Source organism: Haliovirga abyssi (assembly GCF_030295325.1).
Taxonomy (GTDB): domain Bacteria; phylum Fusobacteriota; class Fusobacteriia; order Fusobacteriales; family Haliovirgaceae; genus Haliovirga; species Haliovirga abyssi.
This window is the reverse complement of sequence record NZ_AP027059.1, coordinates 1249848-1266343: the sequence shown is the minus strand read 5'-3', so window position 1 is coordinate 1266343 and position 16496 is coordinate 1249848. Positions and strand designations below refer to the sequence as shown.

The following is a 16496-nucleotide window of genomic DNA, read 5'->3' as shown; positions in this document are numbered from 1 at the left end:
AATGTATAAAAATTATATTTTTGATTTGTATGGGACTTTAATTGATTTGGAGACAGATGAAGAAAATAAAGAACTATGGGAAAAATTATCTTTGTTTTATAGTTATAATGGAGCTAAGTATAAATTTGATGAGTTAAAAAAAAATTATAAAGAAGAAGCAGGTAAAGAGATAAAAAATAGTTTAAAATTTACAAAATATCCAGATATAGAAATTTTAAAAGTTTTTGAAAAATTATATTTTATGAAAGGGAAAAAAGCAACAAAAAAATTGGTTTCAGAAACATCATTATTATTTAGGATTCTTTCAAGTAGAAAAATAAGTTTATATGATGGAGTTTTAGAATTATTAAAAGAACTAAAAAAAAGAAAAAAGAAAATATTTCTTTTATCTAATGGGCAAAGAAGTTTTTCGATTTCAGAGTTAAAATATTTTGATATATATAAATATTTTAATGGAATATATTTTTCATCTGATATTAATATTTGTAAACCAGATGAAAAATTTTATAATTATTTAATAAAAAAAGAAAAGCTTGATAAAAAAAGTAGTATAATGATTGGAAATGACTATACTACAGATATAAAAGGAGCTAATAATATAGGGATAGATTCATATTATATCCATACAAATTATTCTCCAAAATTAATAAAAAATATAGGAGCTACATATACTAATATTGAAGGAGAAATAATAGATTTATTAAGAATATAAGGAAATTATTTTTTAAATATTTCTAAAATAAATATAAGGAGAATTGGATGAACAAGAAAAAAATATTTTTAGCTGATACTGGGCTTATATATTCAGCTGCAATATGGGGAGCAACATTTTATTTAGTAAAAGATAGTTTAGGAGCGTTAAATCCAGTTGTTCTAGTTGGATATAGATTTTTATTAGCTTCATTTATAATATTGCCATATTTAATAATAAAAAAAATTAATATATTTCACAATATTAAATCAGGATTACTATTAGGAATTTTATTATGGCTATTATATGTACCACAAACAGTTGGATTAAAATATACAACAGCTTCCAACTCAGGTTTTATCACAGGATTATTTATAGTTTTTGTTCCGTTATTTTCATATTTAATTTTTAAAGAGTTTCCATCATTTATGAAATTAATTTCAGTTATATTGGCTACAATTGGATTATGGATATTAACTGGTGGGCTAAAAGAAATTAATATTGGAGATATATTTACGTTAGGAGCAGCAGTAGCATATTCTTTACACCTTTTATTTGCTGGTAAAATAATGAAAAAGAAAAATAACCCTTATTTATTAAATTTTCAACAATTTTTTTTTGTAGGAATATTTAGCATTATTTTTTCATTATTTGCAAAATATCCGTTGTCAGGATTATCTAGGTCATCAATAAATGTAATTTTATTTTTAGCTATTTTTCCGACCATAACAGCATTTGTAGTGCAATTAGAAGCACAAAAATTTACAAGTTCTTTAAAAGTAGCTGTTATTTTTTCTTTAGAGCCAGTTTTTGCTGCTATTTTTTCTTGGACATTAGGAGGAGAAACTTTTAAAATAAGTGGAATTATAGGAGGAAGTTTTATTGTTTCTGCAATGATTTTATCAGAAATGAGATTAGAAAAAATAAAGAAATTTTATATAAATTATAAAAAATAAAAAAACAGATTATAAACTAAAAGGGTCAACTTCCATATTGACCCTTTCTTAATTTTTTTTAACAGAAAAAAATAGATTCTGTATTTTATAAATCAAATTATATCCTGTTATATTTTTTTAAATTGATTATTTATTGCAAAGATATTTTTTGAGTCTAAAATATCTAACGTCATTTTATTATCATTATTTATCAACAATTCAATACTTTTATCTGTTTTGTTTAAAATTTTCAAATTATTTCCAGCAGAAATATTTTTTTCTTTAAAAAAAGTTTTTAGAGCAGAGCTTCCTTTTACGTCGCTAATTATTAAATCAGAGTTAATATCAAAATTATCTATTGAATCTGGTTTTATATTTTCAAATTGTTTTTTTAAATTCCCTAAAATTTTATTAAAGCTATTAATAAAATTTTCAAGTTCTTCTGAACTTAATTCTTTTGTAATGTTAGATATAATAATTTTATGAAAATTTTGGTGATATTTTAATGCATCTATACCTGTTTTAGTTAAAGATACATATACTTTTCTTCTATCATGTTCACATCTATTTCTATTAATAAATTCTTTTTTTAATAATTTATTAATAGCTACAGTAGCTGTTCCCATTGTTATTCCAAGTTTATCGGATAATTGATTCATGGTTAATGAATTTGTTCCAATCGCCTCTATAATGTGAAGTTCTGTAGTTGTTAAAGTTTTTATCCCTTGTTTTAAGCTTAATTCTTCAATTTCATAAAATACTTTATAAAATTCTTCTAAGAGTTCATTTACAATTTTAGTTTTCATATTACACCTCTTTTAAGCTATTTATTCTTTCTTTATAATCACCAGAAAAAATATATGATCCTGCCACAAATATATTTGCTCCTGCTGAGATACATTGCTTAATAGTATCTTTATTTATGCCTCCATCTACTTGGATATCAATAGTTTTAGATAAAGTTCTTATCTCTTTGATTTTTTCTAATGAAGAGTTAATAAATTTTTGTCCGCCAAATCCAGGATTAACACTCATTACAAGGACCATATCTATTTCACTTAATACATATTTTATCATTTCTACTGGAGTAGCAGGATTTATAGAAACACCAGCTTTAATTCCAAGACTTTTTATCATTTGAATTGTTCTATGTAAATGTTTAGTTGCTTCAACATGTACGGTAATTATATCTGCACCAGCATCATAAAAATTTTGTAAATATCTTTCTGGAGCATCAATCATTAAATGGACGTCAAATATCTTATCACTCTTATCTCTTATTGATTTTATTACTGCAGGTCCAAATGTGATATTAGGAACAAAATTTCCATCCATAACATCAATATGTATATAATCTGCACCAGCCTTTGAAATTTGAATTACCTCTTCTCCTAGTTTACTGAAATCAGCTGATAAAATTGAAGGAGCTATTTTAATCATATTTATTCCACCTTTCTGTTTTTAATTCTAAATAAACTTTTTTATAAAATTCATATCTTGTAGCTGAAATATTACCATTAAGAACATTTTCTTTTACAGCACAATCAGGTTCATGTATATGGATGCAATCATTAAAACGACAAGAAGAATCATATTTTTCAATCTCTGGAAATAATCTTTTCAAATCTTCTAAATCTTTAATTTTGGGTAGCTCCATAGATGAAAAACCAGGGGTATCAATGATGTATCCATTATTATTATTTAATTTTAATAATGTAGCACCTTTTGTAGTATGTTTACCCCGTTTTAATTTATTGCTTAATTCTCCTATTTCTAGATTAACTCTGTTTTGTAAAATATTAATAATAGAAGATTTACCTACACCGGAAGGACCGCCAAATGCTGAAATTCCATTTTCAAATAATTTTTTTAATCTTTCTAAATTTATATTTTTTTCTAAAGAAACTAGCAAATAATTTATATTTATTAAATCTAAAAATGATAATTTGCTTTTTAGCTCATGTAACTCTATATCATCTAGTAGATCAATTTTGTTGATTACAACAATAGGTTCTATATTATGATAAAATGAATCTAATAGAAGTAGGTTAAGCATATTAAAATCTATGTTTGGATTTTTAGCGGCAAAGGTAATAAAAATTCTATCTATATTTGCAACTAAAGGACGTAATAATAAATTTGTTCTGGGAATAATTTTTGTTATTACCTTATCCTCAATAGAAAATTCTACAAGATCGCCAACAACACAATTTAATTTATTTCTAGTTTTTTTTAAATAGCCACGTAACTTACATTCATATGTTTCATTATTATGATCAATAAAATAAAAGCCTTTTATTTTACTAATAACAATTCCTTGAATTTATATCGCCTCCTTTTTATTTTTGATTTATTGTTAAATTGACTACACTTCCTGGGTGCAATTTTTCTCCTGCTCTAGGTGATGAGTCTAAAATGATATTATTGTCAACAAAATCGTCATTTATAAATTCTGTTTTACCAATTATAAGATTACTCTTTTCTAATATTTTTTTAGCAGATTCGAAATTAATCCCAATTATATCAGGCATATAAACATTTTTTGTGTTTTGACTTAAACTAATTAAAAGTGATATTTTTTGATTAGCTTTTAAAATAGTACCATAAGCTGGATCGCATGCAATAATACTATTAAAAGGTAATGAACTATGTGTATAACTTACATTTTCAATTTCAATTCCATTTTTTATTAAAAGTGATTTTACTTCTGCTAAATCGTTTCTAAATAAATTTGGAACTTTTCTTTCAATTTTACCTTTACTAACCCAAATTTTAATAGCTCTATTTTTTTTCACTTTTGTATTCATTTTAGGTATTTGGTCAAATATTACATCTTTATTATATTTTGAAAATTCTTTTTCTAATACAACTAAATTTAAACTCATCTTTTTTGAAAGTGTGAAAGCATCATCATATTTCATACCAATAAATGATGGAGTAATTACATAATATTCATTAAAAAAAAGTTTTACAAATATACGAGATCCCAAAAATAAAAAAATAGAAATAGATATTAATAATGTTAATAAATAGATAGCTTTTTTCACAAAATTCCTCCAATTTGAAAATAATTTAATTAATTTTAATTTATAATAATAATATCATATAGTTGTAAAAATATCAAGGATTTGCTATAATGTGTTAAATAAAAAAGATATATATAAATAGTATATATTATATAATTTCAAGATAGGAGGATTTGATGATAGAATCAAATATAAAAAAGGTGCTTGTTTCAGAAGAAGAGATTCAAAAAAGAGTAAAAGAATTGGGAAAAATTATTACAAAAGATTTCAAAGAAACAAAAGGATTGATTGTTGTGGGACTTCTAAGAGGTTCTATTTTATTTATGGCAGATTTAATGAGAGAAATAAAACTACCATTAAAAATAGATTTTATGACTGTGTCAAGTTATGGAAATCAATTCGAAACTACTAGAGAAGTGAAAATATTAAAAGATTTAGATGAAAATGTAATGGGAAAAGATATTCTAATTGTAGAAGATATTATTGACTCAGGTCTTACATTGTCAAAGATTATGGAGATTCTTAAAAATAGAAATCCAAATTCAATAAAGTTATGTACTTTATTAAATAAAAGTGCAAGAAGAGAAGTTAATATTAAAGCAGATTATATTGGATTTGATATTCCAGATGAATTTGTATTGGGATATGGTTTGGATTATTTACAAGAATATAGGAACCTTCCATATGTAGGAGTAATGAAGGAGGATGTAAATGAATAATTATGAAATAGAAGTTTTTATATCAAAAGATGAAATAGCAGAAAAAGTTAAAAAGTTAGGTAAAATAATTACAGATGAGTATAAAAATACAAAAGAGTTAGTTGTTATTGGTTTATTAAGAGGTTCGGTGATTTTTTTATCTGATTTAGTAAGAGAGTTGGATTTGCCTGTATCTATAGATTTTATGACTGTATCAAGTTATGGAAACGAGATGGAAAGTACTAGAGAAGTTAAAATTATAAAAGATTTAGATGAAAATATAATGGGAAAAGACGTTTTAATTGTGGAAGATATTTTAGATTCTGGATTAACATTAAAAAAAGTTATGGGAATTTTGGAAAGTCGTTCTCCAAATTCTTTAAAATTATCTGTTTTATTAAATAAAACAGGAAGAAGGGAAGCAGATATTTCGCCAGATTACATTGGATTTGAATTTGAAGATGGATTTGTGGTGGGATATGGAATAGATTATGCACAAAAACATAGAAATTTGCCATACATTGGAATAGTAAAAGAGGTGAAATAGATGGAAAACATAGATTTTGATAAAATAGAAGCTGACTATAAAAAATCAATTTTGAATGAATCCAAACAAAAGAGAGGTAAAAGAAGAAGAGAACCAATAGATGAGAGAAAAATAACAATAGTTTCGATGCTTATTTCAATAATAATAATATTTATATTTCTTTTATTTATTATAAATGGTGGGAAACAGAGTGGAATTTCTATGAATAATAACCTTTTAGATGAAGTAGTATATACAAATATAAAATTTGAAAATAATAAAAAAGAAAATCAGATTAAAAATGAAAAAATTAAAAATGAAAAAAATAATTTAAGATTAGATGAATCGAAAAATAGTAAAAATATAGTTCAAAGTAATTCAGAAAACAATGTAGTAGATCAAAAAGCAAATATTCAAGTTATGAAAAAATATTATGTTATTCAAATATTAGCATCTAAAAATTTAAAAGCAGTAGAAAAAGAGATAGACAAATTAAAAAAATCTGGTTATGAAGCTTTTTATATAAAAGATGGAAAAAGCAAATATTCATATAAGCTTCTTATTGGGAATAAATTTAAAACAAGAGCAGAAGCAGAAGAGTTTGGGAACGATTTGAAAAAGAAAAAAATTATAAAAAACTTTTTTACAAGATTTAGAGAGGATTAATAAATATGCAGAAACAGTTTAAACATAAAAAACAATTTGGACAAAATTTTTTACAAGATAAAGCTATTTTAAATAGAATAATAGCAGTATCTGATATTTCAAAAGAAGATTCTGTCTTAGAAATAGGACCAGGAGAAGGTGCATTAACAGAACTTTTATTAGAGAATGCAAAAAAAGTAACTTGTATAGAAGTCGATAGAGATTTAGAGAAAATATTATTAGAAAAGTATAGCGAAAATTCGTCTTTCAGATTAATTATGAAAGATGTATTACAATTAGATTTTAAAGAAGAAATAAATGAAAAAGTAAAAGTTGTTGCAAATATACCATATTATATTACATCTCCAATTATACAAAAGTTAATTGTAAATAGAGAGTTTGTAGAAGATATATATATTATGATACAAAAAGAGGTTGCAGAAAGGATAACAGCTAAGTCTTCGAAGAAAAGAAGTGTGCTTACTTTATCGGTTGAATATTTTGGAGAGGCAGAATTGCTTTTTTATATTCCAAAAGAAGCATTTTTCCCATCGCCAAAAGTTGATTCTGCATTTATAAAAATAAGCATAGATAAAAAAAATAAGTATGAAAAATTAGTAAATGAAAAAACTTTTTTTAAATATGTAAAAGCATCTTTTGCGAATAAAAGAAAAAATATAGTTAATAATTTGTGTAGTTTAGGATTTGAAAAAAATAGTTTAAAAGTTCTTCTTGAAAAAAATGATATCTCTCCAAATAAAAGAGCAGAAGCATTTTCAATAGACGAGTTTATAGAACTTATTCAAATTTTAGAAAGGACATCAAATGAATAGTTTGGAATTTTATATTAAGACAGATAAAAAAAATATAGATTTTATTAATAAAACAATAGAAGCATATGAAGGAATGGGAATTGTAAGAACTTTAGATCCTAAAAATGGATTAATAAAAATAATTACTCTTGATTATTATGAAGATGATATAAGAAATATTTTAAATGGTTTATATAAATATGATGTAGAATTGGAAATTATAGATGAAAGGAATTGGGAGGGAGAATTATGATAAAATTAGGTGTAAATATTGATCATGTAGCAACTTTAAGACAGGTTAGATTAGCAAAAGAACCTAATTTGATAAAAGCTGCTGTTTTAGCCGAGCTTGCAGGAGCAAATGGAATTACAGTTCATTTAAGAGAAGACAGAAGACATATCCAAACAAATGATGTAAAATTATTAAGAGAAGTTATTACAACCAGATTAAATTTAGAAATGGCTACAAATGAGGATGTCTTAAATGTAGCATTACAAGTAAAACCTGATATGGCTACATTAGTTCCAGAAAAAAGGCAAGAACTTACAACAGAGGGTGGATTAAATATACTTGATGAAAAAGTAAATGAAAAAACTATATATACTGTAAAAAAATTACAAGAAAGAGGTATAATAGTTAGTCTGTTTATAGATCCAAAACCTGAAATAATGAAAATTGCAAAAGCAACAGGAGCTGAATTTATAGAAATTCATACTGGAAAATATTCTGAAGCTAAAAATGAAAAAGAAAAAAAAGAAGAATTAGAAAAAATAATAGAAGCTGTGAAATCGGCAAAAGCTTTAGGTTTATCAGTAAATGCAGGACACGGGCTTGATTATGAAAATGTACAAGAAATAGCAGAAATAGCAGAAATAGAAGAATTAAATATAGGGCATTCTATAATTGCACGTTCTATTGTAGAAGGTTTGCCAAATGCGATAAAAGAGATGAAAGAATTAATATGCGGTGCAAGAAAAAATGGTTAAGATAAGTCATAGGGTATATTATTATGAAACTGATAAGATGGGACGAGTATATCATTCAAATTTCTTGAAATGGATGGAAGAAGCTAGAACAGAATTTATAAGAGTAAAAGGAATTTCATATAAAGAAATCGAAGAAATGGGTTATTTACTTCCAGTTAAAGAATTAAATGTTAAATATATAAATCCAGTAGAATATGATGAAGAAGTTATGATATGTATTTCAATTGAGAAATTCACAAGGTTAATAATAGAATTTAAATATGAATTTTGGGATAGAGATATGAAATTAAAATTTGGAGAAGCAAGTTCAATTAGTATATTTACTAATAAAGAAGGGAAACCTATTAGAGTCGATAAAGAGTTATATGGAAAATTGAGGGAGGAAAGATAATGGAAAAATTAGAAAAATTATTATATTTTATAGTAAGTGAATTGGTAGAAGATACAGACAGTATAAAAATAAAATCAATAAAAAAAGGTAAAAATATAATACTAAAATTAAGAGTTGGAGATGGCGAATTAGGTAAAACAATTGGTAAAAATGGGATTACTGCAAGTGCAATAAGAGGAGTAGTTCAAGCAGCAGCTGTAAAAGATAAATTAAACGTAGATGTCGAATTTTTAGATTAAGAGTAGTTGAATAATTATTTAGAAATGGCTTAAAAATAAGTACTTGACAACTTTAGTCATATATGTTAATATTCTAATATATTAATATGAGGAGGGAGAAGTTATGAATAAAATTGTATATCTTAATAACAGTAATTTTAAATCTGAGGTATTGGATTCAGAAAAATTGGTTATAGTTGACTTTTGGGCAGAGTGGTGTATGCCTTGTAGAATGGTAGCTCCAATATTAGAAGAGCTTTCAGAAGAACTAGAAAATGTTAAAATTTCAAAATTAAATGTAGATGAAGTTGGAGAAATTGCAGCTGAATTTGGAATTAGAAGTATTCCTACTTTACTGTTTTTTAAAGGTGGAAAAATAATTGATAAATCAGTTGGAGCAATGCCAAAAGAAACATTAAAAATAAAAATAGAAAGTCATTTATAAAAATAGAGGGTAACCTCTATTTTTTTCTTTTATAAACAAAAGAATTATGATATAATATTTCAAAGAATTTAAAAAAATAAATGTAATGGGGTTATGACAATGAACTTAAAAACAAATAAACTACAACTATTTATTTTTATATATTTTATATTTTCAATATCAATTTTAGCTGAATCAAAATTTTTTATAGAGGGAGTATCTGGCAATCCAAAATTTGACTTTGAAAAAGAGGAATTTTGGGCAGATAATGGAATTCAGGTTAAATATAAAGATATGAAAATACAGGCTATGAGAATAAAAAAAATAAAAAATAAAAACATTTTACTTGCTTATGATAAAGTTATTTTTGTACAAGGAAAAAATAAAGTTGAAGCAGATAGTCTAGAAGTTAATTTAGATACAAAGGTAGCTAAAATAATTAACGGTAAATCTTTTATGGATAAAGTATATTATGGTGGGAAAGATTTTGAAGCTCATTTTCCAGATAAAGCTTTTGTAAAAGATAGTTACTTTACAACTTGTAATTTAAAAAATCCACATTATCATTTAGAAGCAAAGAAAATAATATTTTATCCTGGAAGAAAAATAGTAGCATATAATGCAGCTATTTACATTGGAAAAGTTCCTGTAATGTGGCTTCCATATTATGTATCTTCATTAAAAAAAGGAACTAAAAGAGCATCTTTATTTCCAAGAATAGGAAGTAGTGATGATAAAGGTAAATATATTATTTGGGGTATTGATTATGAATTGAATAAAAAATATTTATCAGGATTTGTAGATATGGAATTGAGTGAAAAAAAAGGTTGGGCAGTAGAATGGTCAAATGATTATGAAATTCAAAAAAATAATAGTGGAAATTTACATTTAAAAAGGTTTTTGATTCCTAAAAAAGGGATGGAAAAAGAATGGGATTTTATATGGACACATAAAGCGGTAACAAATGATAATCCAAAAAAATTTTTTAAAAAAGGAAATTGGGATATATTTTATGAAAATAAATCAACAAATTTATTAAGAGATAATAAAGGAAATGAAATAAACTATACAAAAAAAACTAGTTCTATGAAAAAATATCAAATTAAGTCTGCTCAAAAGTTTGGAAAAGATATGAATTTAACTTTAGATGTAATGTATACTGACGCACAAATTTTAAAAGATATAATAAATCAAAATCAGAATAATAATCCTAATACAGGAGATGAAGTAAAAGTAGAAATATACAAAAGAGGGACTTTTTCAAAAAATAATTCTATATATAAATTAAGTTTAAATTATGATAATACAAAAGATTTAAATCCAGGTAAAAAAGGAGATAAATATTCATTCAAAGATAATTACTCTACAAATTTAAATATAAAAAAGCAAAAAATAACTGTAGGATATAGTTATAAAAATCAAGATAATTGGAAAGAATCAAGTTATGATCCAAATGTTACTGTAATTGATTATGATCTGAATAAAAATGAAACTTATAAATTAAAATTAGGTAATTATTATATTTTAAAAACAAAGTTTTTTTATGGATTGGATTTTCACAGAAAAGATTCAGAGGAGCATCAAATAAAATATCTAGATGAAAAAAATAAAATTTTGGATCCTACTCCATCTAAGAATAATAAAAAAGAAAATTCTAAAGGAGGCGGATTTTCTTTTGGGAATAGTTCATTGCCACTGTTTTTGTTGGGAAGTAAAGGGAATTTTTTATATCATCAATCTAGAAATTGGTATGTAACAAAAGAAATGCTTATGACACATGAAAATAAATTAACAATAGATACGCCACTTTATAATAATTTGAAGGAGAGAGATAGAAATTTTGATTTGAAAATAAAAAATTCAATTCCTTTAGTTTATGTTTTTTCTGTGGGAGAGGTACCAGTCACCATGATGTTTCCAGATACTCGAAAAGAGTATGGCAATATTTTAACATTAACATTAGGAAACATAGTTTCAAATTATACATATGGAGTAAAAGAAAGTTTTGATGGGAAAGATAATTGGAAAAAAACAGATAGTACTTCTAATTTTTTTCAAACTAAAATTGATAAAGATTATATTAATTTGAAATTTGATAAAAATAACAGTTATGATGATTCAGCTTTTATAACTAAAAAAGGTAATTCTTTAGGTTTAACTTTTGTAAGTGGAGATAATAAAATAGAGTATTCAAATTCTAATACAAAAAACTTTAATAAAAAATTGGGACAAGAGTTAGAATTATCATTAAACAATAATTTTAAAATAAAATATACAACAAAAAACATTGGATTAAGTTATCAAATTTTAAAAAATAAAGCTAGAAAAGAAATTGAAAGTAAAGATTCTGCGGGTAATTCTGTTAAAACTGGGAAATATAAGATTTCATCAGAAACGATAAAAAAGGATTATTCATTGCTATTTAATTTTAAAGGTGAGAAATTTGATAAATATTTGAAAATTACTTATAATGATGGAGAAGATAATTCAAAGAAAGAATCAGAAAAACTAGATGATTCAAATTTAACTGCAAAATTAACTTTTACAGAAGCAAAGAAAAAAGATGATAAAGCTAAAAAACAACAAAAAATAAAAGAAGTAAAAGATGAAACGACAAATAGTGAATTTACTCTTTTTCCTGAAGAAGAACAAAAAATTGATGATATTTTAACAGAAGATGAAAAAATAAAAGATCTATTTACATTGACAGGAATTGGAGATGAAACTAAAAAAGATGATAAAGAGAATAATAAAAAAAGTTATTCATTAACTTTATCTGCAGTAAGTGATAGAAACTATTATAAAAAGAAAGCAGATTATTTAAAAAGCTTAAAGACTTTTTCTGTTACAACAGATTTTGCATATGGCTCTTTATTAACATTGGGGTATAAATATAACTGGACAAGAACAGCAGGTGGATTAGATTATAGTGCGAAAACTCAAGCACAAAGTATAAAATTTAGACTTGGGCCAAAAGATTATGAGTGGTGGATAGGTTATTCTAGAGAATATAATGATTTAAAAAATCAATTAACCAAAGTATCATATACATTAGACCATAAAATACATTGTACTGAATTTAAATTAGGCTATGATGAAACATGGAATGATTCTAAAAATAAATTTGATACAGTAATTAGCTTGAAATTTTGGATATTAGCATTTCCTGATAAAAATTTAGAGTATAAAAAAGAAGCTAATAAGAAAGGATTTGGATTTGGAATATAAAGAATTTTATTTTGAGATAGATGATATAAAATTTTATGCAAATTATTTTTCAGATAAGCTTATTAATTTGAATATAATTGAAAATATCCCTCAAAACATAAAAGAAAGCAATCCACCATTAAAATTATATGATTATTTAGTTGGATATTTAAGTGGATGTGAAATAGAATATAGTGGTGAGTATCAATTAAATTTAACAGAAAAAGAAAAAATAGTTTTGGAAAATTGTAGAAAAATTAGTTATGGAAAAATATTATCTTATAAAGAATTAGCAGAAAAAGCTGGATTTAAAAACGGCTCAAGGTTTGTAGGAAATGTAATGGCGAAAAATCCAATTATATTAATTTTCCCTTGTCATAGAGTTATTAAGTCAAATGGAGAATATGGAAATTATGGACCAGGAGTAAATTATAAAATTAAATTTTTAAATATTGAAAGGAGAGATAAAAATGATTGAGATAAAATTACCAGATGGAAGTATTAAAGAATTTGAAAAAGAGGTTTCGGTAAAAGAGGTTGCAGAATCAATAGGGAAAAGATTAGCAAAAGATGCCATAGCAGGTAAAATTAATGGAAAAGCAGTTGATTTAAGTGAAATTATAAGTGAAAATAGTGAAGTAGAAATTATAACTCCAAGAAGTGAAGAAGCTGTTGAAATAATTAGACATAGTACTGCACATTTAATGGCACAAGCTGTAATTAGATTATTTCCTAATGTAAAAGTTACAATAGGACCAGCAATAGAAAATGGATTTTATTATGATTTTGATTCAGAACATAAATTTAATGAAGAAGATTTATTGAAAATAGAAGATGAAATGAGAAAGATAATAAAAGAAAATCATAAATTTGAAAGAACTGTTGTGAGTAAAGAAGAAGCAATAAGAATTTTTACAGAAAAAGAAGAAACATATAAAGTAGAACTTATTAATGATTTAGGTGGAGATAGCTTTAGTTTATATAAACAAGGAGAATTTTTAGATCTATGTAGAGGCCCTCATGTGCCTTCAACTGGGTATTTAGGTTCATTTAAATTAAAAAGCGTTGCAGGAGCATATTGGCGTGGAAATTCTGATAATAAAATGTTACAAAGAATATATGGATATGCATTCACAACAGATAAAGAATTGAAAAAGTTCTTAAGATTTTTAGAAGAAGCTGAAAAAAGAGATCATAGAAAATTAGGAAAAGAATTAGAACTATTCATGATGAGTGAATATGGAGCTGGATTCCCTTTCTTTTTACCAAAAGGGATGGAAATAAGAAATATCTTAGAAGATTTATGGAGAAAAGAACATAAAAAAGCAGGTTATCAAGAGATAAAAACTCCAATTATGTTAAATAGAACTTTATGGGAAACTTCAGGGCATTGGTTTAATTATAAAGAAAATATGTATACAACAAAAATTGATGATGAAGATGTAGCTATAAAACCTATGAATTGTCCAGGTGGAATTTTAGTTTATAAAAACAATGTACATTCATATAGAGATTTTCCTTTAAGAACTGGAGAGTTAGGATTAGTACATAGACATGAATTAAGTGGTGTTTTACATGGATTAATGAGAGTAAGAGCATTTACACAAGATGATGCCCATATATTTATGACAGAAGAGCAAATAGAAGATGAAATTGTTGGAGTAATTGATCTAATTGACAAATTTTATTCTAAATTATTTGGTTTTGAATATGAAGTAGAACTTTCTACTAAGCCAGAAAAAGCAATAGGTGCTGATGAAATATGGGAAACTGCAACAAACGCATTAAGAGGAGCTATTGAAAGAAAAGGGATGGATTATAAAATAAATGAAGGAGATGGAGCTTTTTATGGTCCAAAACTTGATTTTAAAATAAAGGATTGCATAGGAAGAACATGGCAATGTGGAACTATTCAATTGGATTTTAATTTACCTGAAAGATTTGATTTGAATTATATTGGTGTAGATGGAGAAAAACATAGACCTGTTATGATTCATAGAGTTATATATGGAAGTTTAGAAAGATTTATAGGAATACTAATAGAACATTATGCAGGAGCATTTCCATTATGGTTAGCACCAGTACAAGTAAAGGTATTAACTATATCTGATGAACAATTAGAATACGCAAAAAAAGTAGTAAATTTATTAAAAGAAAAAGATATAAGAGTTGAATTAGACAATAGAAATGAAAAAATAGGATTTAAAATTAGAGAAGCTAATATGAAAAAAATACCAGTTCAACTTATTTTAGGTAAAAATGAGATGGAAGTAGAAGAGGTAAATGTTAGAAGATTTGGAAGTAAAGAGAGTACAGGACATAAATTAACAGAATTTATAGAAAGTATTGTAGAAGAAAGTAAAATAAAATTTGAGAAATAGTGCTATGAAAAAATTAAAATTTATGTAGGGGCAATTCATGAATTGCCCTTACAGGGAGAGATTAGAGTGAATGCAAAAAAGCCAAATATCCATGCAATAGTTTTCTCATAGATAAGAGAAAACGACAACAAGGAAGGAGTAGAGATTTTATAAAATTCTTATCTTGACGACATTGGTCTGTACCTGCCTAAATTACAAGAAATAGTTTTTCTAGTTAAACGATTAAATTATTAAAAACAAAAAATGTGAGGTGGAAAATGAAAAAAAGTATAGTTTTATTTACTGTTTTATTTCTACTGCTGGGTTGTACTGGAATTTCTAAAAAAAGTTTAAAAAATGAGGTTAAGAAAAATATCAAGGGAAATAGTTATAGCAAATATGACAAGATGAAATTGGATAATTCAACAAAGTTAAAAGGATATTTTTTCGATAAATCGAATGTAGTTTTTGTTTTTGATATGTCTGCAAATAAAGAAAATTTAGAGAAATCATTAAAAAAAGATACAACAATATCTACAGTGAGTTTAGCAGGAAGCTTTAATAATTGGAAACCAAATGATAAGTGGGAAATGAGTAAATCTACAAAAAATAATGTTTGGTTTTTGAAGAAAAAAATTACTGATATAGCAATTCCTGGAAATTCTGGGCAACCTGAATTTGCATTCTATTTAGAAGGTACTTATCAAAGAAAAGGAAGAAGCAGACCTACTGAAGCTTGGGTAAAACCATCTGATAAATTAGAAGTAGGCTATAAATTTAATGATCAATGGGCAGATATGTACAATTATGTTATTTTATTTGATGGAGATAATAAAGATGTAATAGCAAAAAATGATAAAATTAGCAGAATAATAAAATCAAAATATATTTCAGATTATGAACAAGCAAATTTTAGAGAAGTTTCAACTGGAAATATTAAAGAAAAAACATTATATAGAAGTTATCACCCTTTTATTCCATCTAGAAAAACAGATCCAAAAAAATCAAAACAAGAACAGTTGAGAATGGAAAAGGTTCAGGAATTAATGAAAAAAAACCAAATAAAATCAATTATAAATTTAACTGATGGAGAAGAGATATCTAACGATCCAAGAATTACCAAATTTTATAAAACTATTTTAGATGAAAAAAATGTGTTACTTGCAAAGACAAAATATAGTATCGTATATTATGGTTCTGATACAGAGAATTTTAAAGAATTAATGAAAAAAGTTGTAAATTTTATAATAGAAAAAGAACCACCATTTTTAATACATTGTAGATTGGGAAGTGATAGAACCGGAGTTGTAACAGCGGTTATAGAATCTTTTATGGGAGCTGATTGGGGCGAAATATCTTCTGATTATGACAAAACAAACGATGTAGGAATGGGAGAATATAGAAATATAAAATTATTAAAATATTCTTTAGAAAATTTATATAAAATAAAAATTAATAGTCTAGAACAAAAGTTTAATAAAGATGGATATGAGTATTTGTCTAAAGAACTTGGATTTAGTGATGATAAGATTAATTTATTTTATGAAAAATTAAAAAAATAATTTTTTTTAGAAAC

Annotated in this window: 19 protein-coding genes; 15 read left to right on the top strand and 4 right to left on the bottom strand. The window is 25.0% G+C overall.

Annotation, left to right across the window (positions count from 1 at the left end):
• Nucleotide 1: 1 nt before the first annotated feature.
• Both RDY08_RS05680 and RDY08_RS05675 read left to right on the top strand, forming a co-directional pair.
• Complete coding sequence (locus RDY08_RS05680) at nt 2–712, top strand: HAD family hydrolase (protein ID WP_307903408.1); 711 nt, start codon at nt 2–4, stop codon at nt 710–712.
• A gap of 47 nt (nt 713–759) precedes the next feature.
• Nucleotides 760–1647, top strand: a complete 888-nt coding sequence (locus RDY08_RS05675) for a DMT family transporter (protein ID WP_307903407.1) — start codon at nt 760–762, stop codon at nt 1645–1647.
• Between the two features lie 107 nt (nt 1648–1754).
• Here the strand turns inward: RDY08_RS05675 and RDY08_RS05670 are convergent, their stop codons facing one another.
• The 4 genes from RDY08_RS05670 to RDY08_RS05655 are packed head-to-tail and all read right to left on the bottom strand — an operon-like array spanning nt 1755 to nt 4673.
• Entirely contained in the window at nt 1755–2432 is a 678-nt protein-coding gene (locus RDY08_RS05670) for a MarR family winged helix-turn-helix transcriptional regulator (RefSeq protein ID WP_307903406.1), read from the bottom strand.
• Nucleotide 2433: 1 nt separating this feature from the next.
• A complete protein-coding gene (gene rpe, locus RDY08_RS05665; protein ID WP_307903405.1) occupies nt 2434–3066 on the bottom strand; it encodes a ribulose-phosphate 3-epimerase in 633 nt (210 codons plus the stop codon).
• Nucleotides 3059–3934, bottom strand: coding sequence for a ribosome small subunit-dependent GTPase A (gene rsgA / locus RDY08_RS05660; protein WP_307905445.1), 876 nt, complete (start codon nt 3932–3934; stop codon nt 3059–3061). The genes rpe and rsgA overlap by 8 nt, the downstream gene beginning before the upstream one ends.
• A 31-nt stretch (nt 3935–3965) precedes the next feature.
• Complete coding sequence (locus RDY08_RS05655; protein ID WP_307903404.1) at nt 3966–4673, bottom strand: PASTA domain-containing protein; 708 nt, start codon at nt 4671–4673, stop codon at nt 3966–3968.
• A gap of 155 nt (nt 4674–4828) precedes the next feature.
• Between RDY08_RS05655 and hpt (RDY08_RS05650) the strand changes: the two genes are divergently transcribed.
• From hpt (RDY08_RS05650) to RDY08_RS05590, 13 genes are all read left to right on the top strand, one after another.
• Nucleotides 4829–5371: a hypoxanthine phosphoribosyltransferase gene (hpt, locus tag RDY08_RS05650; RefSeq protein ID WP_307903403.1), complete on the top strand. Its 543-nt coding sequence runs from the start codon at nt 4829–4831 to the stop codon at nt 5369–5371.
• A complete protein-coding gene (hpt, locus tag RDY08_RS05645) occupies nt 5364–5897 on the top strand; it encodes a hypoxanthine phosphoribosyltransferase (RefSeq protein ID WP_307903402.1) in 534 nt (177 codons plus the stop codon). The genes hpt (RDY08_RS05650) and hpt (RDY08_RS05645) overlap by 8 nt, the downstream gene beginning before the upstream one ends.
• Nucleotides 5898–6542 (top strand): SPOR domain-containing protein, encoded by a 645-nt coding sequence (locus RDY08_RS05640; RefSeq protein ID WP_307903401.1) that lies wholly within the window; start codon nt 5898–5900, stop codon nt 6540–6542.
• Nucleotides 6543–6547: 5 nt separating this feature from the next.
• Nucleotides 6548–7354, top strand: coding sequence for a 16S rRNA (adenine(1518)-N(6)/adenine(1519)-N(6))-dimethyltransferase RsmA (gene rsmA, locus RDY08_RS05635; RefSeq protein WP_307903400.1), 807 nt, complete (start codon nt 6548–6550; stop codon nt 7352–7354).
• A complete protein-coding gene (locus tag RDY08_RS05630; RefSeq protein WP_307903399.1) occupies nt 7347–7586 on the top strand; it encodes a DUF4911 domain-containing protein in 240 nt (79 codons plus the stop codon). Before rsmA ends, RDY08_RS05630 begins: the two co-directional genes overlap by 8 nt.
• Entirely contained in the window at nt 7583–8320 is a 738-nt protein-coding gene (locus RDY08_RS05625) for a pyridoxine 5'-phosphate synthase (RefSeq protein WP_307903398.1), read from the top strand. The genes RDY08_RS05630 and RDY08_RS05625 overlap by 4 nt, the downstream gene beginning before the upstream one ends.
• Nucleotides 8313–8711 (top strand): acyl-CoA thioesterase, encoded by a 399-nt coding sequence (locus RDY08_RS05620; protein WP_307903397.1) that lies wholly within the window; start codon nt 8313–8315, stop codon nt 8709–8711. Before RDY08_RS05625 ends, RDY08_RS05620 begins: the two co-directional genes overlap by 8 nt.
• Nucleotides 8711–8950 carry a KH domain-containing protein gene (locus RDY08_RS05615; RefSeq protein WP_307903396.1) on the top strand — a complete coding sequence of 80 codons (240 nt, stop codon included), beginning with the start codon at nt 8711–8713 and terminating at the stop codon, nt 8948–8950. Before RDY08_RS05620 ends, RDY08_RS05615 begins: the two co-directional genes overlap by 1 nt.
• Before the next feature lie 103 nt (nt 8951–9053).
• The gene (gene trxA, locus RDY08_RS05610; RefSeq protein ID WP_307903395.1) at nt 9054–9374 is read left to right on the top strand and encodes a thioredoxin; all 321 of its coding nucleotides are present in this window, start codon (nt 9054–9056) and stop codon (nt 9372–9374) included.
• Nucleotides 9375–9473: 99 nt separating this feature from the next.
• Nucleotides 9474–12581, top strand: coding sequence for an LPS-assembly protein LptD (locus RDY08_RS05605; RefSeq protein WP_307903394.1), 3108 nt, complete (start codon nt 9474–9476; stop codon nt 12579–12581).
• Complete coding sequence (locus RDY08_RS05600; protein ID WP_307903393.1) at nt 12571–13038, top strand: methylated-DNA--[protein]-cysteine S-methyltransferase; 468 nt, start codon at nt 12571–12573, stop codon at nt 13036–13038. Before RDY08_RS05605 ends, RDY08_RS05600 begins: the two co-directional genes overlap by 11 nt.
• Nucleotides 13031–14941 carry a threonine--tRNA ligase gene (thrS, locus tag RDY08_RS05595; RefSeq protein ID WP_372339405.1) on the top strand — a complete coding sequence of 637 codons (1911 nt, stop codon included), beginning with the start codon at nt 13031–13033 and terminating at the stop codon, nt 14939–14941. Before RDY08_RS05600 ends, thrS begins: the two co-directional genes overlap by 8 nt.
• Nucleotides 14942–15198: 257 nt before the next feature.
• Nucleotides 15199–16482 carry a tyrosine-protein phosphatase gene (locus tag RDY08_RS05590; RefSeq protein ID WP_307903392.1) on the top strand — a complete coding sequence of 428 codons (1284 nt, stop codon included), beginning with the start codon at nt 15199–15201 and terminating at the stop codon, nt 16480–16482.
• Nucleotides 16483–16496: the final 14 nt, after the last annotated feature.